The sequence below is a fragment of the Pseudomonas mucidolens genome, from assembly GCF_900106045.1.
In the GTDB taxonomy this organism is placed as follows: Bacteria; Pseudomonadota; Gammaproteobacteria; order Pseudomonadales; family Pseudomonadaceae; genus Aquipseudomonas; species Aquipseudomonas mucidolens.
The window spans coordinates 2,484,183-2,507,289 of record NZ_LT629802.1; the positions used below are offsets into that span (position 1 = coordinate 2,484,183).

Consider the following 23,107-nt stretch of genomic DNA (forward strand, 5'->3'; position numbering starts at 1 on the left):
AAGGCGCAATTATAGGTGGAAATCGCCCGCAGCCTCCGGCTGGTAAAGCACTTTCCTGATCTCGATCCGGCGGGTCCGATCAGAAATTCGCCAGTCGATGGCGTCCCCCTCCTGATAGCCCAGGATGGCGGCGCCGATGTCGGAATACACGGAATGCTTCCCTGCGTTGCTGTCCGCGTCTTCAGGGTAGACCAAGGCCACTTCGATCTCTTCGTCGTCCAGCTGCAGCAAGGCCCTGGAGTTCATCGTGACGACATTGCGTGCCACCTGCTGCGACTTGACGACAATGGCTCGCTCAAGCTCATGTTCGAGTTCAACAACGGCCGGGCCTTGCTCAAGCGTGATTAGACTCTCGAGCCTGGCCTTGTCGATTTCAGTGATGTAGATCCTGGTGGAGTCATCAACGGCACCTTCGCGCAAGAACTGGCGATAGCGCCCCGCCGTCATGGAAAATGACTTCAATGCCGGCGTTTCGCTCTCAAGCAGAAAGCCGCTGCGCAGAAAGGCTTTCAGTGAGCGCACGTTGTCCGGGTGGATCTTGGCGATGAGCTTCTCGGCCCGCATATCGAGGAAGGCCAGTTTCATGCCTTCACGGATCGTGCGAGCGCCGAGGTTTCGACCCCATTTGTCGCTGTCTCCGATGACCAGGACTATCTCGCAATTTGCGCCGGTCTTGATTAGTCGGACAAAGCCCACCGGGGCATCATGCCGGTCATAGGCCATGAAGAATCGGCCGCCGCGGTTGAATAGATGGGTCAGGATCGGCAATTGAGTCCGATCAATGACTTGCTCGATGGAACGGGAGACATGACGCGAATCGCTCAGATAGCAGGTAACGCGCTCATCCTCCAACCAATCCATCAGCTTCAGCGCGTGCGCCCGAGTAATTTCAGGGCACAGCGAAATGAAAGGCTTGTTCATCTTCACCACATTTATTTGCAAAGGATGAAAGCCTGTCATGGCTATGGCCATGACGGTTCTTTCGGCGACCGGCTATTTTAAGGCATAACGCGAGTAATGCCGAACAGTCTGGAGAGTTCGACGAAACCATCGTTTTGCCGAACCCGAACCCGTCAAGCGCTCAAGCGCTCAAGCCTCGATGAAGCCGACTATCAGTCAGAATGATCAGCGCTGCACCGTTCTGCCGCTTGATTCGACCCAGAGGCTCGCCGCAAGCGGCTCCATCAGCCAGCCGCATTCTTCTGGAGATCGCCGATGTACACGTCGAACGGCTGCAGAACATCAGTGAAGAGCAGGCGCTGGCCGAGGGCATCGCCAAGCACCCTGGTGGCGGACACCACGTCGAAGACGGCAAATACTATTGGGCGAGCCCGAACGACTCTTTTGCAGGGTTATGGGCTTCCGTCGGCGGCAACGGGGATACCAACCCCTGGGTCTGGGTGGTCGAGTTCAAGCGGGTGGCGCCATGATCCCAGTAACCGCCCTCCTATTCACAACCCAAACTCAAACCCTTCCCCCGGCCTAAAGCCTCTGCTCGAACCCGTCGGCACGTCCCCCTATCGCGGGCATGCATGTTATCGATACTGGGATTGCCGGTTTTTTCGGACTCGGGCCTAACGGGATACCCAGGCTGGTTCAGCGCCTCAAGTCCTTCGATATGTATTTCACGCGGCACGGGCTTCACCTGTGGGGGCGCAGCCGGTTTAGGTAACTGATTGATGGCTTCACCAAAGCGCTGGAGCAACGGACCTTGAGGCAATTCATCAGCCGCGGCCATAGCTGATATGACCAAGGTCAACAATGCCACGCTGTATCTCTTAAACACTTCTAACTACCCATTTGCGTGAATCGACTAAGTAGCCGGAGTTAAGCAATCGCCGCACTCAAGCAATAAAAAGGCGCTCACCTGAGAACCTACCTCCGGTCGATCCGACGGGCGTCATCCGCAGGCGGGCAACAGATTATCAGTGAAATGATTCATTACCGTCACTTACTGAACTGTTATCGAACTGTAACCCCAATCCCCCTACATGCCTGCCGGTGAGCGGCGCAAAGAGTTCGCCCAGACCAGAAGCAAGTCCCCCGGTAAAGGCTGCTATGAAAATCCTGGGTGGGCGAACTGCACCAGTTTAGCTAACACGCGTATCGAGGCCTTTAGGACTTTTCCTAGAAATCGTAAACAGAAATGCCTGCCGGTGAGCGGCGGGCGAGGTATTCGTACGCCCCAAGAAAAGAATGCATTCCGCGAGGGAGATTCGACGCGGCACGGGAAGCGGCCGGTGTTGAGAAAGGAGATTTTCAGATGCGCGATCTACGCGCAGAAGCCGGAACAGATAAGGCGCAATCCAGCGGAGATATCCTGCAGGCGCGTGATCAACTTGGGCACACTACAGTGGTGATGACCGAAAACTACATTCGTAAACGTATAGGAAAAAAGGTCACGTCTACCCAGTGAGTTGCGGAGCAAGATATGAAATTGCGGAGCGGAAATAAAAAAGGACTCGCCTAATAAATCAAGCAAGTCCTTGTTTTGATTGGTGCCCGAACCCGGAATCGAACCGGGACGCCCTTACAGGCGGGGGATTTTAAGTCCCATGCGTCTACCAGTTTCGCCATTCGGGCGGCAGCGCGATGAAGCGGCCCAGGAGGTTTTGTCGATCAGACCCCTTGAGCGTTGCAGCAGGCTAGGGAATATATAGATCCAGTCCTCTCGGCGCAAGTTGGCGAGCGGTCTTTTTCAGATTATTCAAAGGCTTCGATGCAGAAAAAAACTCAACAGATCAGTGATCTACGTATTACAGGCAGCCCGGACCAGATCCGAGGTGCCTGGTTTCAGCACGGTCCCATCAACGTTGTTTCATCCGATCGATCACCACCGCCAGCAACAGGATCGAACCGCGAATCACGTACTGGTAGAACGTGTCGATGTTCTTCAGGTTCATCGCGTTCTCGATGATTGCCAGGATCAATACCCCGGCAATCACATGACGGATCATACCGATGCCGCCGCTCAGCGACACCCCGCCCAGCACGCAGGCGGATATCACTGTCAGTTCGAAGCCCTGGCCGATCATGGGTTGGCCGGAGGTCATGCGCGAAGCGAGGATCACCCCGGCCAGCGCGCCGATCAAGCCGTGTACGGCGAAGATGATGATCTTGGTTCGATCAACGTTGACCCCAGCCAGCAATGCCGCTTCCGCGTTGCCACCAATGGCCATGGTGTTGCGACCGTAAGTGGTGTAGTTGAGCAACCAGCCAAAAAACACGAAGCAGGCGATGGTGATCAGGATGGGCACCGGCACGCCGAACAACTGGCCGTTGCCAAATACGAAGAACTGCTCCTGCGATACCCCGACCGCTTTGCCGTCGGCAAAGATATAAGCCAGGCCGCGCACGATCTGCATGGTCGCCAAGGTGGTGATCAAGGCGTTGACTCGCAGCTTGGCAATCACGATGCCGTTGATCAGCCCGACGACAAGTCCCATCAATAATGCTGCGCCGATGCCCAGCATGACGCTCTCGGTATCGCGCATCACGATCGCCGCCACCACCCCGGCACAGGCGATCACCGAGCCCACCGACAAGTCGAAGTGCCCCGAAGCCAGGCAATACAGCATGGTGCAGGCCGCGATGCCCACGGTTGAGATCGCCAGGCCCAGTCCGCGCATGTTCAGCGGAGACAGGAAGTTGTCAATGAGCAAGGCGCAGAGCAGAAAGATCCCCGCCGCCGCCATCAGCATTGCCCAGTTGTCGAGCAGGCTACGCAGGTCCAGGGGTTTGCGCGCCGTCGGCAACGCGTTGTTTTGGCTTGTCATATTCACCTCTTCAGTTCGCCAGGCCGTCGGCACGTTGGCTCGGCAGAGCCAATTGCAGCAGATTGGATTCAGTGGCGTGTTCGCGGCTTTTTTCGCCGCGCAACGCGCCTTCACACAGCACCAGGATACGATCGGAGATACCCATCACTTCCATCAAGTCGCTGGACACCACGATCACCGCAATGCCGCTGGCCGCCAGGTTATGGATGATCTGGTAAATCTCCGCCTTCGCACCGATATCGATACCTCGCGTCGGCTCGTCGAGCAGCAGCACCTTCATCGGCATCGACAGCCAGCGACCCAGAATCGCCTTCTGCTGATTGCCGCCGGAGAGGTACATGATTTTCTGCGCCGCGCTCGGAGTCTTGACTTTCATGGCCTGGATTTGCTGGTCGGCGTTGGTCTTTTCCCAACCCTCGCGCAACAGCCAACCAAAGGCCGAATGACTGCCACGGGCACTGATATTGATGTTCTCAGCGACGCTGGACAGCGGGATGATGCCTTCCTTCTTGCGGTCTTCCGGGCACAGCAGCACGCCGGCGGCAATGGCATCGCGCGGTGAGCGCAGCTGCAGTTTTTCGCCGCAGAGTTGCAACTCGCCGGCCGTGGCACGCTCCAACCCGCTTAACAGACGAAACAGTTCGGTACGCCCCGCGCCCACCAGCCCGAACAGCCCGAGGATCTCGCCCTTGTGCACCTCGAAACTGACCGGCTCACGCAGACCCGGCCCGGTTATACCGTCGACCTTGAGCGCCACCTCGCCCCGTTCACGCGGGCGGTAATCGTAGATGTCCTGGATGTCACGCCCGACCATGCAGGTGACCAGTTGGTCGTGGGTCAGCGCCTGCATGTCGTCGAAGGTGCGCACGTAGCGACCGTCCTTGAACACGGTCACCGCGTTGCAGATACGAAAGACTTCTTCCATGCGATGGGAAACGTACAGCACCACTTTGCCCTCATCGCGCAAGCGCGCGATGATCGCCATCAAGCGGTCAATCTCGCGCGCCGAGAGGCTGCTGGTGGGCTCGTCGAAGGCAATCACATGGGCGCCGCGGGACAGCGCCTTGGCGATTTCCACTAGTTGCCGCTGGCCCAGGGACAAGCGACCGAGTTTCTCCTGTGGGTCGATTTCGTCGGCCAGGCCCTTGAGGCACGCCAGCGCCTGCTGACGCAGCAGCCCACGATTGACCACGCCAAAGCGCGACGGCAAATGCCCGAGGAAGAGGTTTTCGGCGACGCTCATTTCCGGCACCAGGTGCAGTTCCTGGTGGATCACCGCCACGCCGCAGGCGATGCTGTCGGCGGCGCATTTGAAGGCCATGACCTGCGCGCCGATCTGCACGGTGCCGCTGCTCGGAATATAGGCACCGCCGAGGATTTTCAGCAGCGTCGACTTGCCCGCGCCGTTCTCGCCCATCAAGGCATGCACCTGGCCTGGCTGCGCGCTGAAGCTGATGCCATCCAGTGCCTTGACGCCAGGGAAGGTTTTGCCGATGCCGTCAAAACGCAGACTGGCTCCGGCAATGGGTTGTTGTTCATTCAGTTGCACGTGCATAACCACCTCATCACACCGGTCAGGCAGCCCTGTGGCCAGGGCCGCCGAGGAAAGCGAACGGCCTTATTTCCACAGGCCGATCTTTTCCAGTTCCTGCTTGAAATTGTCACGGGTGATCAGCGTCACTTCGTCCATCGCCGTGTACTTCGGCGGCTCGGTGCCTTTGGTTACCCAGTCGAACATCATCTTCGCGGTGTTGTAGCCCTCGATGTGCGGGCTGGGCAGCATCGAGCCGAAGAAGCCGCTGTTGACCTTCTTCAGTTCACCGATGGCATCGGTGCCGTTGATGCCGATACCGATCACGTTGGCGGCGGCAAACCCGGCGCTTTCGGTGGCGCGCACGCCGCCCAGCACCGTGTTGTCGTTCATGCCGCCAATAATCAGGTTCTTCACGCCGCTGGGCAGCTTGACCAGGGCCGAGTTAGTGGCGTCCATGCTGCCGGGGACGTCCAGAGTCTTGAGGGCCGCGGTGAGGATATGGTCTTCAGGAATGCCCGCTTCTTTCAGGGATTGGATCGAGCCGTCGGTGCGCTTTTTACCGGTGTCGAGTTCGTTGTAGGTATTGATCACCGCGTAGGTGTCTTTCCAGTCCCAGCCACGTTTTTTCGCTTCGGCGGCCATCGCGGCGCCCTGCTTCTGGCCGACTTCGAAGGCGGCCATGCCCAGGTACGGCACGTCTTCCATGAAGTTGCCCTTGGCATCGACAAAACGGTCATCCACCGCCATGACTTTCAAGCCATTGCGCTTGGCCTTGGCGACGATGGCCGGGCCGAGGGCGACGTCCGGTGGGCAGATCACAAAGCCCTTGGCGCCATTGGCGGCCAGGCTGTCGATGGCCGACAGGGTTTTCTCGCCATCCGGCACGGCGATCTTGATCACGGTGAAACCATGGTCCTTGCCGGCCTTTTCGGCGAATGCCCATTCGGTCTGGAACCAGGGCTCTTCAGCCTGCTTGACCAGGAAGCCGATCTTCACTTCTTCGGCGGCCAGCAACAGCCCGCTCAGGCTCATGGCCGAGACTGCCACGGCGGCGCAACATAGGGAACGGATACCACGACGACGATTCATACGGTGACTCCTTGTTGTTTTTTTGAGAGTTCGTAGTACTGCGGTAGAGCAAAAAGGTGTTTATTACCCGGCAAATCGATGGCAGGTTTTCCCGGCCACATCCACCTCAATCGCCAGTACCGCGCCATCCAACGGGTGATCCAATGGACTGGCAGCGCTGGTGATGTACAAGGTGCTGAGGTTCGGGCCGCCGAATACGCAACTGGTCGGGCGACTGACTGGCAGCTCGATCACACGCTCGACTTCACCCTCCGGGGTCAGGCGCAGCAAGCAACTGCCGTCCCAGCGCGCATTCCAGATATAACCCTCAGCGTCCATCGCCGAACCATCCGGACCTCCACGCGCGTGCGGCCCGAACCACACCGCCGCGCGGCCAAGCTGGCCGTCGGCATGGATCGAATATTGATACAGCGTGCCGTCCAGGCTGTCGCCGAAATGCACCTGAGTAGCCTCATCGTTCCAGAGCAAAGTGTTGGGGATCCCCAGACCTTGCAGTAAGCACGTGACCCGCGCATCGGCGTCCACGCGAAACAGGCCACCGGAACGGCGCAACACGGGCAAATCTTCGCCATGCTCGCCGATGTTGTTCTGCATGGTGCCGAGCCACAGCCGCCCCTGGGCATCACAGCGAGCTTCATTGCCACGATTGCCCGGTTGCGGGTCGGCCACACACAACAAGGTCAAGCACGGCGCGTGTTGCTCCGAGGCCAGATCAAGGCGATACACGCCGCTGCTCATGGTCACCAGCGCATCACCGCTGGCACACGGGATAAACGCCGACGCATGCTCGGGCAGATGCCAGACCTGCAGGCTGTCGCCGATCAGGCGCAGCGCCTGTTTGCCGGCGATATCCACCCAATAGAACGCCTGGGTGGGCGCGTCCCAGAACGGCCCTTCGCCCAATTGCGCACGGTGTGCGGTAACAGCGTTACACGACATGAAGCCTCCTGGATTATTGTTGTTCTCAGGTGCATGTTTTTAAGTGGCGAGTGGCGCCCCCACTAAAGCGCTTCGCGGGTTGGCACGCCATCCACCAACCGCTGAATGCGCAGCGGATTAGTATTTTTCAACGCGTCAGGCAGCAAGCTGTCCGGGTAGTTCTGGAAGCACACGGGGCGCAGGAAACGGTCGATGGCCAGCGTGCCCACCGAGGTGCCACGGGCATCGGAAGTGGCCGGATACGGTCCACCGTGCACCATCGAATCGCAGACCTCGACGCCGGTCGGATAACCGTTGAGCAGAATGCGGCCGACCTTGTGTTCAAGCAAGGGCGTCAGTTCGGCAAATTGCGCCAGGTCCGAAGGTTCACCAATGATCGTCGCCGTCAGTTGACCGTGCAGGCCGTGCAAGGCGGCGCTAAGTTGCGCCTGGTCGGCGACCTCGACGAACACCGTGGTCGGGCCGAACACTTCTTCTTGCAGCACTGCATCGCCATTGATCAACAAGCTGACATCCGCCTTGAACAACTGTGGCTGGGCCTGATTGCCCGCTTGAACATTGCCCGCCAAGTGCTGGATCCCAGGATGCGCCAGGAGTTTTGCCAAGCCTTTGCCATAGCTGCTCAAGGTGCCCGCGTTGAGCATGGTCTGGGCCGGTTGATCACCGATCAGTTGCACCACCTGTTGGGTGAACGCTGTGAACTGCGGCGAAGCAATGCCGATCACCAGGCCCGGATTGGTGCAAAACTGGCCGCAGCCCTGCACCACCGAGGCCGTCAAATCACCGGCCACGGTTTCCGCCCGCGTCTGCAGCGCCTGCGGCAGCACGATGACCGGGTTGATGCTGGACATCTCGGCGAACACCGGGATCGGTTGCGGGCGTGCCGCCGCCATGTCGCACAAGGCGCGCCCGCCTTTGAGCGAGCCGGTGAAACCGACCGCCTGGATCGCCGGATGCTTGACCAGCGCTTCACCGACGCCGCCACCGAAGATCATGTTGAATACACCGTCCGGCATACCCGTGGTGTGAGCCGCACGCAGGATCGCATCGGCCACCTGTTCTGCGGTCGCCATGTGCCCGCTGTGAGCCTTGAACACCACCGGGCAGCCAGCGGCCAACGCGGCGGCGGTGTCGCCACCCGCGGTGGAAAAGGCCAGGGGAAAGTTGCTGGCGCCGAATACCGCCACCGGCCCCACGCCAATGCGGTACTGACGCAGATCGGGACGCGGCAGCGGCTGGCGCTCAGGCAATGCCTTATCAATCCGTGCACCGTAGAAATCACCACGCCGCAGCACCGTGGCGAACAGACGCATCTGGCCGCTGGTACGTCCGCGCTCACCTTTGATACGTGCGGCGGGCAGCGCGGTTTCGCGGCAGACCAGCTCGACGAAGTCATCGCCCAACGCATCCAGTTCATCCGCCACCGCGTCCAGAAACTGCGCACGCCGCTGCGCACTCAGCGCCCGGTAGGCGGGGTAAGCCGCTGCGGCAGCCTTGGCCGCCGCATCCACTTCCTGCTCGGTGGCCTGGTAAAAGACGTGAGGCAAGGTGTCGCCGGTGCTGGCATCGACGCTCTGCAGCGTGACGCTGCCCATGGCGCTGCGTTGACCGCCGATGTAGTTGTGGCCGAGAAACTGGGTCATGTGGGTCTCCTTAAAGCGGGTTGACGTTGCCGGGTTCAAACACGGTATCGACAAGCTCGATACCGTTGATCAACGGTGCGCCGAATTCGGCTTGGCTGATTTCGAACACGTCCCCCGGCTGGGTACGTATACCGTCGGCAAATGACAGGGTGGCGGTGCCGAAAAAGTGAATGTGTACATCGCCCGGCTTGAGGAACTGACGATATTTGAAATGGTGGTACTCGAGGTTTTCCAGGCTATGGCACATATTCGCTTCGCCACTGAGAAACTGGTTTTCCCAGAGCGTCTGGCCGTCGCGCACGATGCGGCTGGTGCCGGCCAGATGCTGGGGCAATTCACCGACCCGCAACTCCGGACCGTAACTGCAACTGCGCAGTTTTGAGTGAGCCAGGTACAGGTAATTCTTACGTTCCATCACATGATCGGAAAACTCATTACCTACCGCAAACCCCAGGCGGTACGGCTTGCCATCCTGACCGATCACATACAGGCCGCCAATCTCCGGCTCTTCGCCAGCGTCTTCGGCAAACGGCGGCACCGGGAACGGCTGACCTGGGCGCACGACAATACTGCCGTCGCCCTTGTAGAACCACTCTGGCTGTACCCCCGCCTGGCCAGACGCCGGTCTACCGCCCTCCACGCCCCATTTGAAAATACGCATGGTGTCGGTCATCGCGCTCTCGTCACCGGCCTGCTGGTGCATCTTGTCACGCGCCGAGGCGCTGCCCAGGTGGGTCAGGCCGGTACCGCTGACCAGCATGTGCGCCGGATCCGGATGATCCAGCGGCGGCAGAATTTTCAGCTCGGCCAACAACCCGGCGTAGTCATGACTGTCACCCAGGCCGAGGGTCTGTACTTGCTGCTGCAAACCAACCCCCGCCTCGATCGCCGCCAGCGCCAGTTCGCGAGTGGTGCGGGCGTGCTGCACTTCACGCACCAGACTGCCTTCAACCACGCCCACCCGACGCTCGCCGTTATTCAATTCGAACTGAACTAAACGCATGAATTTTCTCCTGATAATCGATTAAGTCCGTGTTGCACCGCGCGCACTGGCGGCAAACTGCTCGGCCGGCAGCACGTGCCTACGCTCCAACAACCAATACACCACACCTGTCAGCAGCAGACCGAACACCATCACGCAAGACAGGAAGTACAAGCCCGAAGACAGGGAGCCGGTGTATTCCTTGAGCGCGCCGATCACGAACGGACCGATATAACCCCCGAGATTGCCCACCGAGTTGATCAGCGCGATGCCCGCCGCCGCACTGGCGCCGGCGAAGAAACGTCCGGGCAAGGTCCAGAACACCGCGGTGCAGGAAAACAGCGCAAACGCCACCAGGCACAACGCCGCCAATTGCTGCACCGGCACCGTCAACCAGGCACTGAGGAACAAGCCGATCGCGCCCAGCACGTACAGCACCGCCAAGTGCCCATAGCGGTCATTCAGGCGATCGGAACTGCGCGGGATGATCAACAACCCGATAATCCCGAAGATATACGGCACCGACGATACGAAGCCGGTGGTCAAGTCGCTGCCGCCAAACTGCTTGATCAAAGTCGGCAACCACAGGCCCAGCCCGTAGATACTCAAGGTCACCGGCAGATAAAACAGCGCCAGCAGCAGCACACGCATGTCCTTGAGCGCATGCAGCGGATTGCCATGTCGAGTCTGGCCATAAGCTTGCAGGTCCTTGCTCAGTTCACCGGCCAACCAATCCTTCTCGGATTGGTTCATCCATTTGACCTGCTGCGGGCCATCCGGCAAATAACGCAGCACCGGCCAGGTCAGCAGGATCGCTGGCGTGCCGATCACGATGAACAACCACTGCCAGCCGTGCAGACCGAGAATCCCGTCCATGCCCAGCAGGCCGCCGGACACCGGCCCGGTGATCATCATCGCGATGGGTTGGGAGAGGATAAACAACCCAAGGATTTTGCCGCGATGGCGCACCGGAAACCATTGGGTGATGTAGTAGAGAACGCCCGGAAAGAACCCGGCCTCGGCCGCGCCCAGCAAAAAGCGCATCACATAGAAGCTGTGAGGCCCCTGGACGAAAGCCATGCCGATGGTGATCACGCCCCAAGTGATCATGATCCGCGCAAACCAGCGCCGGGCGCCGAAGCGATCGAGCATCAGGTTGCTGGGGATTTCAAACAGGAAGTAGCCAATAAAGAACAGCCCTGCCCCCAGACCATAGGCCGCATCGCCGATGCCGACGTCGGCGCCCATGTGCAACTTGGCAAAGCCCACGGCAGAACGATCCACGTAGGCGATCAGGTACAGCAAGATCAGGAAGGGAATCAGTTTCAGCGTGATGCGACGTATAAGCCGCAGTTCCTGGCTCATGAGATCGATCTCCGATTGTTGTTTTTATAGAAGCTGCGGGGGATGCCTCTCGCGGAAAACCGCCAGGGTCATACCTCAGTCAAAACCGACTATATAGTAATACTATTTACGCAACAACACTTCCAAACCGAAGATTTTGCGCTTATGTTAGCGCCACAGAGAACATATAGTCATACAATAAGAGAGTTGATCATGTCTGATAAAAAAACCGGTCTGCGCTCCGCCCAGTGGTTTGGTACCGCCGACAAAAACGGCTTTATGTACCGCAGCTGGATGAAGAATCAGGGGATTGCCGACCACCAGTTCCATGGCAAGCCGATTATCGGCATCTGCAACACCTGGTCGGAGCTGACGCCCTGCAACGCGCACTTTCGCCAGATTGCCGAGCACGTGAAACGCGGCGTGATCGAGGCCGGCGGTTTTCCCGTCGAGTTTCCGGTGTTCTCCAACGGCGAATCGAATCTGCGCCCCACCGCGATGCTCACCCGCAACCTGGCCAGCATGGATGTCGAGGAAGCCATTCGCGGCAACCCGATTGACGGCGTGGTGTTGCTGACCGGCTGCGACAAAACCACCCCGGCGCTGCTGATGGGGGCCGCCAGTTGTGACGTACCGGCCATCGTCGTCACCGGTGGGCCGATGCTTAACGGTAAACACAAGGGCCAGGACATCGGTTCGGGCACCGTGGTCTGGCAGCTCAGCGAGCAGGTCAAGGCCGGCACCATTACCCTGGACGATTTCCTCGCGGCCGAGGGTGGCATGTCGCGCTCGGCAGGCACCTGCAACACCATGGGCACCGCCTCGACCATGGCCTGCATGGCCGAAGCGCTCGGTACTTCCCTGCCCCACAACGCGGCGATCCCAGCAGTGGATGCGCGACGTTATGTACTGGCGCACATGTCCGGCATGCGCGCGGTGGAGATGGTCCGCGAAGACTTGAAGCTGTCGAAGATTCTCACCAAGGAAGCCTTCGAAAACGCGATCCGTGTCAACGCCGCCATCGGCGGCTCGACCAACGCGGTGATTCACTTGAAAGCCATCGCCGGGCGTATCGGTGTCGAGCTCGACCTGGATGACTGGACCCGCATGGGCCGTGGCATGCCGACCATCGTCGACCTGCAGCCGTCCGGGCGTTTCCTGATGGAAGAGTTCTACTACGCTGGCGGCCTGCCCGCCGTATTGCGCCGCCTTGGCGAAGCCAACCTGATCCCGCACCCCGACGCGCTGACCGTCAACGGCAAGTCCTTGGGCGAAAACACCCAGGACTCGCCGATCTACGGCCAGGACGAAGTGATCCGCACCCTCGACAACCCGATCCGCGCCGACGGCGGCATTTGCGTACTGCGCGGCAACCTCGCGCCGCTGGGTGCCGTGCTCAAGCCTTCGGCGGCCAGTCCCGAGCTGATGCAGCATCGCGGCCGCGCCGTGGTGTTCGAGAACTTCGACATGTACAAGGCGCGGATCAACGACCCGGAGCTGGACGTCGACGCCAGCTCGATCCTGGTCATGAAAAACTGCGGCCCCAAGGGATATCCCGGCATGGCCGAAGTCGGCAACATGGGCCTGCCGGCCAAGCTGCTGGCCCAGGGTGTGACCGATATGGTGCGTATTTCCGATGCACGCATGAGCGGCACGGCTTACGGCACGGTCGTGTTGCATGTCGCGCCGGAAGCGGCGGCCGGTGGACCGCTGGCAACCGTGAAGGAAGGTGACTGGATTGAACTCGATTGCGCCAACGGGCGCCTGCACCTGGATATCCCGGATGCCGAACTGGCAGCGCGCATGGCTGACTTGCCACCGCCAGAAAAACTGATCGTGGGCGGTTATCGCCAGCTGTATATCGACCATGTGCTGCAGGCCGACCAAGGCTGTGACTTCGACTTCCTGGTCGGTTGCCGTGGCGCCGAAGTCCCGCGTCATTCCCACTGAAAGTCACGGGAGCAATGCTATGATGCGCCGTATTTCGTCAGAGTAACCTCCCAGCTATGGATCCCCAGCCGCCCAAGCCACGCAAGAGCATGCATGCCCAGATCGTTCAAGACCTGGGCATGCACATTGTCTCCGGACGCTTCAAGCCGGAAGAACGATTGCCCATGGAAGCGACACTCTGCGAAGAGTACAAGGTCAGTCGCTCGGTGCTGCGCGAGGCGACCCGGGTGCTCAGCGCCAAGGGGCTGGTGTATTCCAAGCCACGGGTGGGCGCGGTGGTACGTCCGCGCTTGAAATGGCATTTGCTCGACCCGGACGTCCTGTCGTGGCTGATGCAGTCGACACCCCACAGCGAGTTCTTCAACACCCTTGCCGGCGTACGCCGCATCCTTGAGCCGGAAATCGCCGCCATGGCCGCCACCACGGCGACCGACGCGGACATCGGCATTATCGAAAAAGCCTATCTGTCCATGGAAACCGCCCAGACCCACGAGGAGCTGTTGCAGGCTGACCTGGATTTCCACCGCGCAATCGCCGACGCGACCCGCAATGACTTGCTCGCATATATGTGCAACATGCTCTCGTTACCGCTTCGCGAGTCGATCAACATCACCAACCGGCGTCCCGATATCCAACGCCTGAGCCTGCCCCGGCACAAGGCGATACTCACCGCCATCAAAAACCGCGACGCACTCGGCGCACGGCACGCTTCGCTGGTGCAGCTTGACGACACCCGCGTGGCGCTCGATACCGTGATGAATGTACTGACACCGCTGTAACGCACCGTCAGGCGGCCCGGGTCTACAGCTCGTAACGCAGCCCCATGCCCACGGTGCGTGGGGCGCCGACCGTGGCGCCTACGTAGTCGCCACCGCCCTGCTGATATTCGCGTGGCGTACAACCAAACTCACGCCGAAACACCGTATGCAGATACTGCGCCGACTTGAAACCGCACTTCTGCGCAATGTCGGCAATCGCCAAATCGCTGCGCTCAAGCCCCTTGGCCGCCGCCGCCAGTTTGAAACGCAGGATCTCGTCGTGCACGCTGCAGCCGCGTACCTGGCGAAAGTGCGACTCCAGGGAGGAGCGCGACACGCCCACATACCCCGCCACCTGGGCGGTCTTGATGCCCTGGCAAGCGTATTGCCGGATAAATAGCAGCGCCTGCATCACATACGGGTTGCCCAAGGGTTGATGCAAGCTGGAGGCCTGCACGTTGATTGCCTCCGGCGGCACCAGGATCTGCGTCCCCGTGGATGGCATTCCGTGCAGCATCTGGTGCAGCACGTGCGCGGCGGTGCGGCCCATGGTTTCCGTGCCCTGGATCACGGAACTCAGTGGCACCCGCGTCAGGGTACGGGTCAACGGGTCGTTGTCGATGCCGATCAACGCGACTTGCTCCGGCACGGCAATTCCGGCGGTCAGACAGGCTTGCAGCAGTTGGCGCGCCCGAGCGTCACTGACGGCGATGATGCCGATGGGCTTGGGCAGGCTTTGCAACCAGGCTATCTGCTGTTCCACCGCGCTGTCCCACAGCGGTGCGCTGGTGCCCATGCCGCGATAAACCTCGGCGTGCAGGCCGTCGCGCTGCAACAAGCGGCGAAAGGCCTGTTCGCGTTCCTGCGCCCAGCGATTGGCTTGAGCTTCGGGCAGGCTGAAACAGGCAAACCGTGTCAATCCGGCTTCGATCAGGTGCGCGTAGGCCAACTTCATCAACGCTTCATTATCGGTGGCGACATACGGAATGCCCTTGGGGTAGGCGCGTTCATCCTGATACGACCCGCCCACCGCCACGACCGGCAGCTTGATCCCTGCCAACGCCTCGCCGATCAGTGGGTCATCGAAATCGGCAATGATGCCGTCGCCCTGCCAGCGTTCGATACCTCTCAAGCGACAGAGAAAATCCTCCTCCAAAAACAGGTCCCAGGACGCGCGGGTGCTGCTCAGGTAGTTGCCGATGCCGGTAATGATGCCGCGGTCGTAAATCTTGCTGCCGTTGAACAACAGCGCAATGCGGTGAACAGGCGGTAGGGTTTTCATTGTTGTTGTCCTGAGGCCGGTCTGCACAGACTAGGCCCGCGCACGTCATAGCTCAATACTCAAAATCGCACCACACCTTGGTGGTTTTCATAATCAGCGCCCCCTGAGCCGTTGCTAGTATCCAGACACCGTCAAGAACAATAAGGAAACCGCACATGCCGTACTTTCCCGGTGTCGACAAGATCCGCTACGAAGGCCCCGACAGCGATTCTCCCCTGGCCTTCCGTCATTATGACGCCAACCGACTGGTGCTCGGCAAACCCATGCGTGAGCACCTGCGCATGGCGGCCTGCTATTGGCACACCTTTGTCTGGCCGGGTGCCGACATGTTCGGCATGGGCACTTTCAAGCGTGCCTGGCAGCACGCCGGCGACCCCATGGAACTGGCGATCGGCAAGGCTGAAGCGGCGTTTGAATTCTTTTCCAAACTGGGTATCGACTACTACAGCTTCCACGACACAGACGTTGCGCCCGAAGGCAGTTCGCTCAAGGAATACCGCAACCACTTCGCGCAAATGGTCGACCACCTCGAACGCCACCAGGAACAGACCGGCATCAAGCTGCTGTGGGGCACCGCCAACTGTTTCAGCCACCCGCGTTTTGCCGCCGGTGCCGCGAGCAACCCGGACCCGGAAGTGTTCGCCTACGCCGCCGCCCAGGTGTTCAGCGCCATGAATGCCACCCAGCGCCTCAAAGGCGCCAACTATGTGCTGTGGGGCGGACGCGAAGGCTACGAAACCCTGCTCAATACCGACCTCAAACGTGAGCGTGAACAGCTCGGGCGTTTTATGCGCATGGTGGTCGAGCACAAGCACAAAATCGGTTTCAAGGGCGACCTGTTGATCGAACCCAAGCCGCAGGAACCCACCAAACACCAATACGACTACGACAGCGCCACGGTCTTCGGTTTTCTGCATGAGTACGGTCTGGAGCACGAGATCAAGGTCAATATCGAGGCCAACCATGCGACCTTGGCCGGGCACAGTTTCCATCATGAAATCGCTACGGCGCTCTCGCTGGGGATCTTCGGCAGCATTGACGCCAACCGTGGCGACCCGCAGAACGGCTGGGACACCGACCAATTCCCCAACAGCGTCGAGGAGATGACCCTCGCCACCTACGAAATCCTCAAGGCCGGTGGATTCACCCATGGCGGCTACAACTTCGATTCCAAGGTACGACGCCAGAGCCTGGACGAGATCGACCTGTTCCACGGCCACGTTGCCGCCATGGATGTACTCGCCCTGGCGCTGGAACGTGCGGCAGCGATGGTGCAGAACGATCGGCTCCAGCACTTCAAGGACCAGCGTTACGCCGGCTGGCAGCAGCCGCTGGGCCAGGCGGTGCTCGCCGGGGAGTTCAGTCTCCAGTCACTCGCCGAGCACGCGTTTGCAGGCGAGCTGAATCCCCAGGCGGTGAGCGGCCGGCAGGAGATGCTCGAAGGTGTGGTCAACCGGTTTATCTACACCTGATGACGCTGTGACATTTGCGCGACAAATCTATGCGCGCAACGTACCGCGACGCTCTACAGTTCTACCGGCATCGATTCATCGTCAGGCAGTGTCTTTCAAACAACAATAAGAGGACGCACCACCATGAACACTTTAAAACGCACGCTGCTCGCCAGCGCCCTGGCCCTGCTCGCCCTTCCAGTCGTAGCCGATCCAGCCCATCCGAAAATCGGTTTTTCCATCGATGACCTACGCCTGGAACGCTGGTCGCGCGACCGCGATTACTTCGTCGCGGCGGCGGAAAAAATGGACGCAAAGGTCTACGTACAGTCAGCCGATGCCAACGAGCAGAAGCAGATATCGCAGATCGAAAACCTGATCTCCCGCGGTGTCGATGTAATCGTCATCGTACCGTTCAACGCCACTGTGCTGACCAACGCCGTCGCCGAAGCCAAGAAGGCCGGGATCAAGGTGGTGTCTTATGATCGGCTGATCCTCAATGCCGATATTGACGCCTACATCTCCTTCGATAACGAAAAGGTCGGCGAGATGCAGGCCAGCGGCGTTTTGCAAGCAGCGCCCAAGGGCAACTACTTTCTGCTCGGCGGCGCCCCCACCGACAACAACGCCAAGGTCCTGCGCGAAGGTCAGATGAAAATCCTGCAACCGGCAATCGACAAGGGCGATATCAAGATTGTCGGGCAACAATGGGTCAAGGAATGGAACCCCACCGAAGCCCTGAGCATCGTTGAAAATGCCCTGACCCGCAACGACAACAAAATCGACGCTATCGTTGCCTCGAACGACGCCACTGCGGGCGGTGCGATCCAGGCCCTGGCCGCGCAGAAACTCGCCGGCAAGGTGCCGATCTCCGGTCAGGACGCCGATCTGGCCGCGATCAAACGCGTGATCGATGGTACCCAGACCATGACCGTCTACAAGCCACTCAAACTGATTGCCTCTGAAGCCGCCAAGCTCTCGGTGCAACTGGCGCGTAACGAAAAACCTACCTACAGCTCGCAATACGACAATGGCCGCAAAAAGGTCGACACCATCCTGCTGACGCCTACCTCCTTGACCAAGAACAACATCGACCTGCTGGAAAAGGACGGGTTTTATACCAAAGAGCAGATGGCCGGGAAGTAATCCTTCGGTAAATCTCCGTGCCCACACCCTGTAGGAGCGAGCGTGCTCGCGAAAAACCTGAGCGCAACACGTTTATCCAGGAAGCATGCGTTAGCGTTGACGTTTTTCGCGAGCACGCTCGCTCCTACAGGGGACGGCCGTCTTGTGAGCGTGTGCCATGTCCGATTACCTGCTGCAAATGAGCGGCATCGTCAAGACCTTTGGCGGTGTCAACGCCCTGAATGGCATCGATATCAAAGTCAAACCGGGTGAATGTGTCGGTTTGTGCGGCGAGAACGGTGCCGGTAAATCCACGCTGATGAAAGTCTTGTCGGCGGTCTATCCCCATGGCACCTGGGACGGTGAAATTCTCTGGGACGGCAAGCCGCTCAAGGCGCAGTCGATTCGCGATAGCGAAGCCGCCGGGATTGTCATCATTCACCAGGAACTGACCCTGGTCCCCGACCTGTCGGTGGCCGAGAACATTTTTATGGGGCACGAGCTGACCTTGCCCGGCGGGCGCATGAACTACCCGGCGATGATCCACCGCGCCGAAGCCCTGATGCGCGAGCTCAAAGTGCCGGACATGAATGTCTCATTGCCGGTCTCGCAGTATGGCGGTGGCTACCAGCAACTGGTGGAAATCGCCAAGGCCCTGAACAAGCAGGCACGCCTGCTGATTCTCGACGAGCCCTCGTCGGCCTTGACCCGCTCGGAAATCGAGGTGCTGCTGGACATCATCCGCGACCTCAAGGTCAAGGGCGTAGCCTGCGTGTATATCTCGCACAAGCTCGATGAGGTGGCCGCCGTGTGCGACACCATCTCGGTGATCCGCGATGGCAAACACATCGCAACCACGGCCATGGCTGATCTGGATATCACGCAGATCATCACCCAAATGGTCGGTCGGGAAATGAGCAACCTTTACCCTGCCCTGCCCCATGGGATCGGCGAGGTGATTTTCGAGGCGCGCCACGTCACCTGCTACGACGTCGACAACCCGGAGCGCAAACGCGTCGATGATATTTCGTTCGTGCTCAAGCGCGGCGAGATCCTCGGCATCGCCGGGTTGGTGGGCGCCGGACGCACGGAACTGGTGTCGACACTGTTCGGTGCCTACCCCGGCCGCTACAGCGCCGAAGTCTGGCTGGACGGCCAGTTGATCGATACGCGCACGCCGCTCAAGTCGATTCGCGCCGGGCTCTGCATGGTCCCCGAAGACCGCAAGCGCCAAGGCATCATTCCCGACCTCGGCGTCGGCCAGAACATCACCCTGACGGTGCTGGATAGTTACTCGAACCTGAGCCGTATCGACGCCGAAGCCGAATTGGGCAGCATTGAGCAGGAAATTTCGCGCATGCACCTCAAGACAGCGAGCCCGTTCCTGCCCATCACCAGTCTGTCCGGCGGCAATCAGCAAAAAGCCGTGCTGGCAAAAATGCTGATGGCCAAACCTCGGGTGCTGATCCTGGATGAGCCTACCCGTGGCGTGGATGTGGGCGCCAAGTACGAAATCTACAAACTGATGGGGGCACTGGCGGCCGAAGGCGTGTCAATCATCATGGTGTCCTCGGAACTGGCCGAAGTGCTGGGCGTATCCAACCGCGTGCTGGTGATCGGCGAAGGCCAGTTGCGCGGCGACTTCATCAACCAGGGACTCACCCAGGAACAGGTGCTCGCCGCCGCGCTCAGTCATAACAATAACGATCGGAAGACCGCGTAGATGAATCAGCTCAAACACTTTTTCACCCGCTACAAAATGCTTGCGCTGGTCATTGCCGTAGCGGTGATCTGGCTGTTCTTCAGTTGGCAGACCGAAGGCGGGTTCCTGACCCCGCGCAACCTCTCCAACCTGCTGCGGCAGATGTCGATCACCGGGATTCTCGCCTGCGGCATGGTCCTGGTGATCATCAGCGGCGAGATCGACTTATCGGTGGGCTCGCTGCTGGGCTTGCTGGGCGGTCTGGCGGCGATTCTCGACGTTGTCTATCAAATACCCTTGCTCGCCAACCTGAGTCTGGTCGCCCTGTGTGGCTTGATGATTGGCTTGGCCAACGGCTACATGACCGCTTACCTGCGCATCCCTTCGTTCATTGTCGGCCTGGGCGGCATGCTGGCGTTTCGCGGGGTTTTGCTGGGAATTACCGGTGGCACCACCATCGCCCCGGTATCGCCGTCGCTGGTGTATGTCGGGCAGGGCTATCTGCCGCATGCGGTCGGTACGGGGCTCGGTGTACTGCTGTTTGCCTTGACGTTGTTTCTGATCTGGAAACAGCGGCGCAATCGTGCCCTGCATGGCCTGGCGGCGCACTCGCTGATGCGCGACGGCTCGCGCGTGGTGGTGATTGGCGCAGTGCTGGCGGGGTTCGTCTATACCCTGAACAGCTACGACGGCATCCCGGTGCCGGTGCTGCTGCTCCTGATCCTGTTAGGTGTGTTCAGCTACGTCACCAGCCAAACCGTGTTCGGTCGCCGCGTCTATGCGGTGGGCAGCAATATGGAAGCCACGCGCCTGTCCGGCATCAACGTACAGGCGGTGAAACTGTGGATCTTCGGCATCATGGGCGTGATGTGCGCGCTCGCCGGCATGGTCAACACCGCGCGCCTGGCAGCCGGCTCGCCCTCGGCCGGCAGCATGGGCGAACTCGATGCGATCGCCGCCTGTTTCATCGGCGGCACCTCCATGCGCGGTGGTTCCGGCACCGTTTATGGCGCGTTGCTGGGCGCGCTGGTGATCACCAGCCTGGACAACGGCATGTCCATGCTCGACGTGGACAGCTACTGGCAGATGATTGTGAAGGGCGGCATTCTGGTGCTGGCGGTGTGGGTGGATGTAAGTACCCGTACGGGCCGGCGGTAAAGCCGACCACTCACTCTGTCATCACGTGCGGCATGGAAGTGCGCGAAACCATCCACGCCAGCATCGCCGCGACCAACAGAAACGCGGCGCTAGCGATTAAGGTGGCCTGGTAGCCGACGCCGTCGTACAGCACGCCCCCCACTGTCGCGCCGAGGGTAATCGCCAACTGAATCACGGCCACCATCAGCCCATCTCCCGTCTCGGCCTCTTGCGGCAGGGTACGTGAGAGCCAGGTGAACCAGCCTACCGGCGCACACGTTGCGATCAGGCCCCACGCCCCAAGCAACAGAGCGACAGTCCCTATCGAACTGCCATACATCAACAGCGCCACGGTAATCCCCGACATTAGCAGTGGGATGCTCATAAGTACCCGATACAGGTTGTTGTTCAATACCGAGCCGATCAGCATCGTCCCCGCCAAGCCTGACATGCCGATAATCAGCAACAACAGGGACAGTTCAGAACCATCAACCTGGGTCACCGACTCGAGAAACGGGCGCAAGTAGGTGAACAGCGCAAATTGACCCATAAACACAAAGCCGACAGCAGCCATTCCTAGAGCGACCTTGGCACTGCCCAGCAGTCGAAACACATCCATCGTCGAACCGACTTGCTGATCACTGGGCATTTTCGGCAAGGTCAACGCTTGCCAACAGAGCGCCACAGCAGCCAGCGGCACCACGCAAAAGAACGCCCCTCGCCAGCCGATCAGCCCCCCCATGTAACTGCCCACGGGCGCTGCGATGGCCGTGGCCAGGGCCGTACCGCCCTGAATCATGGCAATGGCTTTAGGCACAAAGTGCTCGGGGGCAATGCGCAGGATGACGGCGGTCGACATCGACCAACTGCCACCCACTGCAATTCCCAGAATGGCGCGACCGATCATCAATGTCGTGTAGTTCGGAGCCAAGGCCACGAGCGTACCCGAAGCCATCATCAAGGCTGTCAGGCCCAGTAATACGGGCCGACGGTCAAGTCGGCGGATGACTGAGGCGATAAACAGGCTGGTGATGACGGCAAAGATTCCGGAGATGGAAATCGCTTGTCCGGCCTGCCCTTCGCTCAGCGCAAGATCGGCCGCAAGCGGCGTGAGCAAGCTGACTGGCAGGAACTCCGAGGTCACCAAGGCAAAGGCGCACAACGCCATCGCCAGCACGGCGCCCCAAACCTGTCGGCTCGCGGCGGGTATCGCCAAAGAAGTGCGGGTCATCAGGCTCATTTCAGGTGGGTCAGAAAAAACGAGGTCAACGTGGCCAATGGAATCAGCTCCGTGCGATCGTAAAGGTCCACATGCCCGGCGCCCGGTACGATCACCAACTCCTTGGGTTGGCCAGCCAACGTGTAGGCCTCTTCGCTGAACTCGCGCGAGTGTGCATTTTCACCGGCGATGAACAACATCGGACGTGGCGAGATGGTCTCGATATCGCTGAACGGATAGAAATTCATAAACTTGACGTTGCTGGACAACGTCGGATGCGTGGTCAGCAAAGGTGACTGCCCCTTCGGAGTGAACTCGCCGCGCGGCGTGCGATAAAAGTCGTAGAATTCACGCTCAATGGCGTTGGATTTCTCACTCAGCTCATGGACCGTGCCGCTGGTGTAGCGGGTTTCGCCCCCCGTGAACTCGACGTAACGCTGATCAGCTGCCGCCGCGATCGCTTGCTTGCGTTGCGCGACGCTGAAGGCGTGCTTCAGACCATTACGATTAGCCGCGCCCATGTCATACATGCTAACCGTGGCGATGGCCTTCATCCGTGGGTCGATCTTGGCGGCGCTGATCACGAAACTCCCGCTGCCACAAATGCCCAGGACACCAATCCGGTTGCGATCGACCAAGCTATGTGTGCCGAGGTAATCCACTGCGGCGCTGAAGTCTTCCGCATAGATTTCCGGCGACACCAGATTACGCGGCTGACCCGCGCTCTCGCCCCAGAACGACAGATCGATCGCCAGGGTCACAAAACCCCGCTCCGCCAGCTTTTGCGCATATAGATTCGAGCTCTGTTCTTTGACCGCGCCCATGGGGTGCCCGACGATGATCGCGGGGTTTTTCCTGTCCGCACTCAGGCCCTTGGGCACAAACAGGTTCCCGACGATGTTCAGCTGGTACTGATTCTTGAACGTCACTTTTTGCATCGTGACCTCATTACTTTTGTAGAAATTGTCGGCGCCGTTGCTCATGTCTGCTCCCTGTACAGAGAGCGACGCCAACAGAAATCCAAGCGACATGACGAGCTTTTTCATAACGCGTGCTCCCGTTTGAGTGAAAGTAATGACCCATGAGGCTGTTGCGATCGCAGCCAATGCGGCCAAGGCTTGCGCTATTATCCGCACTCGACGCTTGTTTGATAATCTAATGAAACGTTGTTGTGCT

At 59.8% G+C, this 23,107-nt stretch carries 18 protein-coding genes, 1 tRNA gene and 1 pseudogene; 8 read left to right on the forward strand and 12 right to left on the reverse strand.

The annotated features are described in order from the left end of the window. Positions 1-9: 9 nt before the first annotated feature. On the reverse strand, positions 10-972 hold the full coding sequence (locus BLU75_RS11580) for a bifunctional GNAT family N-acetyltransferase/nucleoside diphosphate kinase regulator (RefSeq protein ID WP_084381206.1): 963 nt from the start codon (positions 970-972) through the stop codon (positions 10-12). A 176-nt stretch (positions 973-1,148) separates the two neighbouring features. On the opposite strand from BLU75_RS11580, the gene BLU75_RS11585 reads away from it, so the two are divergent. Next, positions 1,149-1,430: a hypothetical protein gene (locus tag BLU75_RS11585; RefSeq protein WP_130909207.1), complete on the forward strand. Its 282-nt coding sequence runs from the start codon at positions 1,149-1,151 to the stop codon at positions 1,428-1,430. A 773-nt stretch (positions 1,431-2,203) separates the two neighbouring features. Next, positions 2,204-2,416: pseudogene (locus tag BLU75_RS11590) on the forward strand (integrase); the annotation flags it as partial. Between the two features lie 80 nt (positions 2,417-2,496). On the opposite strand, the gene BLU75_RS11595 reads toward BLU75_RS11590, so the two are convergent. The 8 genes from BLU75_RS11595 to BLU75_RS11630 form a co-directional block, all read right to left on the reverse strand. Next, positions 2,497-2,583, reverse strand: a tRNA-Leu gene (locus BLU75_RS11595). Positions 2,584-2,807: 224 nt separating this feature from the next. Next, positions 2,808-3,776, reverse strand: a complete 969-nt coding sequence (gene araH, locus BLU75_RS11600) for an L-arabinose ABC transporter permease AraH (protein WP_090221460.1) — start codon at positions 3,774-3,776, stop codon at positions 2,808-2,810. A 10-nt stretch (positions 3,777-3,786) separates the two neighbouring features. Beyond that, positions 3,787-5,331: an L-arabinose ABC transporter ATP-binding protein AraG gene (gene araG, locus BLU75_RS11605; RefSeq protein WP_090221461.1), complete on the reverse strand. Its 1,545-nt coding sequence runs from the start codon at positions 5,329-5,331 to the stop codon at positions 3,787-3,789. A gap of 63 nt (positions 5,332-5,394) precedes the next feature. Further along, positions 5,395-6,399 carry a substrate-binding domain-containing protein gene (locus BLU75_RS11610; protein ID WP_090221462.1) on the reverse strand — a complete coding sequence of 335 codons (1,005 nt, stop codon included), beginning with the start codon at positions 6,397-6,399 and terminating at the stop codon, positions 5,395-5,397. A gap of 63 nt (positions 6,400-6,462) precedes the next feature. After that, positions 6,463-7,338, reverse strand: a complete 876-nt coding sequence (locus BLU75_RS11615) for an SMP-30/gluconolactonase/LRE family protein (RefSeq protein WP_084381707.1) — start codon at positions 7,336-7,338, stop codon at positions 6,463-6,465. 62 nt (positions 7,339-7,400) lie between these two features. After that, positions 7,401-8,981 carry an aldehyde dehydrogenase (NADP(+)) gene (locus BLU75_RS11620; protein WP_084381706.1) on the reverse strand — a complete coding sequence of 527 codons (1,581 nt, stop codon included), beginning with the start codon at positions 8,979-8,981 and terminating at the stop codon, positions 7,401-7,403. Between the two features lie 10 nt (positions 8,982-8,991). Beyond that, a complete protein-coding gene (gene araD1 / locus BLU75_RS11625) occupies positions 8,992-9,984 on the reverse strand; it encodes an AraD1 family protein (RefSeq protein WP_084381705.1) in 993 nt (330 codons plus the stop codon). Positions 9,985-10,005: 21 nt separating this feature from the next. Then, complete coding sequence (locus tag BLU75_RS11630; protein ID WP_084381704.1) at positions 10,006-11,328, reverse strand: MFS transporter; 1,323 nt, start codon at positions 11,326-11,328, stop codon at positions 10,006-10,008. 192 nt (positions 11,329-11,520) lie between these two features. Here BLU75_RS11630 and BLU75_RS11635 point away from each other — a divergent pair, with 192 nt between their 5' ends. After that, positions 11,521-13,257, forward strand: coding sequence for an IlvD/Edd family dehydratase (locus BLU75_RS11635; RefSeq protein WP_084381703.1), 1,737 nt, complete (start codon positions 11,521-11,523; stop codon positions 13,255-13,257). A 56-nt stretch (positions 13,258-13,313) separates the two neighbouring features. Then, positions 13,314-14,036: a FadR/GntR family transcriptional regulator gene (locus BLU75_RS11640; RefSeq protein ID WP_084381702.1), complete on the forward strand. Its 723-nt coding sequence runs from the start codon at positions 13,314-13,316 to the stop codon at positions 14,034-14,036. A 22-nt stretch (positions 14,037-14,058) separates the two neighbouring features. On the opposite strand, the gene BLU75_RS11645 is transcribed toward BLU75_RS11640, so the two are convergent. Beyond that, positions 14,059-15,297, reverse strand: coding sequence for a XylR family transcriptional regulator (locus BLU75_RS11645; protein ID WP_231982642.1), 1,239 nt, complete (start codon positions 15,295-15,297; stop codon positions 14,059-14,061). Positions 15,298-15,452: 155 nt separating this feature from the next. Here BLU75_RS11645 and xylA point away from each other — a divergent pair, with 155 nt between their 5' ends. From xylA to BLU75_RS11665, 4 genes are all read left to right on the forward strand, one after another. After that, a complete protein-coding gene (xylA, locus tag BLU75_RS11650) occupies positions 15,453-16,769 on the forward strand; it encodes a xylose isomerase (RefSeq protein ID WP_084381701.1) in 1,317 nt (438 codons plus the stop codon). A 123-nt stretch (positions 16,770-16,892) separates the two neighbouring features. Beyond that, entirely contained in the window at positions 16,893-17,894 is a 1,002-nt protein-coding gene (xylF, locus tag BLU75_RS11655) for a D-xylose ABC transporter substrate-binding protein (protein WP_084381700.1), read from the forward strand. Positions 17,895-18,051: 157 nt separating this feature from the next. Next, complete coding sequence (gene xylG / locus BLU75_RS11660; protein WP_084381699.1) at positions 18,052-19,596, forward strand: D-xylose ABC transporter ATP-binding protein; 1,545 nt, start codon at positions 18,052-18,054, stop codon at positions 19,594-19,596. Next, entirely contained in the window at positions 19,597-20,733 is a 1,137-nt protein-coding gene (locus BLU75_RS11665) for a sugar ABC transporter permease (RefSeq protein ID WP_084381698.1), read from the forward strand. 10 nt (positions 20,734-20,743) lie between these two features. On the opposite strand, the gene BLU75_RS11670 is transcribed toward BLU75_RS11665, so the two are convergent. Together BLU75_RS11670 and BLU75_RS11675 are read right to left on the reverse strand one after the other, a co-directional pair. Beyond that, complete coding sequence (locus BLU75_RS11670) at positions 20,744-21,943, reverse strand: MFS transporter (RefSeq protein ID WP_090221464.1); 1,200 nt, start codon at positions 21,941-21,943, stop codon at positions 20,744-20,746. Between the two features lie 5 nt (positions 21,944-21,948). Further along, entirely contained in the window at positions 21,949-22,977 is a 1,029-nt protein-coding gene (locus BLU75_RS11675) for an alpha/beta hydrolase (RefSeq protein WP_084381696.1), read from the reverse strand. Positions 22,978-23,107 lie beyond the last annotated feature (130 nt).